General features: G+C 47.5%; 1 pseudogene. It reads left to right on the forward strand.

Going from position 1 to position 689, the window contains the following annotated elements:
* Positions 1-589 (forward strand): annotated as a pseudogene (locus KIV40_RS34670) (hypothetical protein); the annotation flags it as partial.
* Positions 590-689 lie beyond the last annotated feature (100 nt).

The following is a 689-nucleotide window of genomic DNA, read 5'->3' on the forward strand; positions in this document are numbered from 1 at the left end:
GATCTATTACCTTAATCACCACACAGATCGAAGCTACTTCAACCAATGGAACAGCAGTTACCTGTATGGCAGTCACAACACCACGAGCGGTAATTACTATACCAGTGGTATCGCACAGAACATCGCGTATCAACCTACATCTCTTCTCAAAGTCGATATTGGTGCGCCCTCTGGAACAATCCCAGAAGGTCATAATGCGATACCTTTGATGCTATCGACTTCGACGCCCTACGCTGCTGACTACACCATTGTTGGCGATAGCGCGATGAGCGAACTAATACACCAAGATCTTCCTAACGGCATGACCCATGTTTTACCAACTTACACTTACTTTGCATACCAATCAGAAAATCAGGTCGTGAATGGCGGACCCGAAGAGATGGTTCTCGCACGTAAATTTGATAAGGGGATGGTACTGTACCGAACCGATTTCCATGGACGAAACGCCAGCTACTTTGAAGCGCCTGCCATTACTGTGCAGCTCGACCAGCCGATGCGACCAGTGGACGCGCAAGGCAACATAGGTGAAACAGTGACTGAAGTTGAAATGAGTGGTTATCAGGGGCTGATTTTGGTGAATGCTGAGTAAGCAGCGAGTGCCAGATGTTTCATCCTAAAGTACGTCACAAATAGAAAAGCCGCTCGTCACATGGAACCAAGAGGCCTTTACTTTAGTCATTGTGCAGCGT

The sequence above is a fragment of the Vibrio sp. D173a genome (assembly GCF_030248475.1).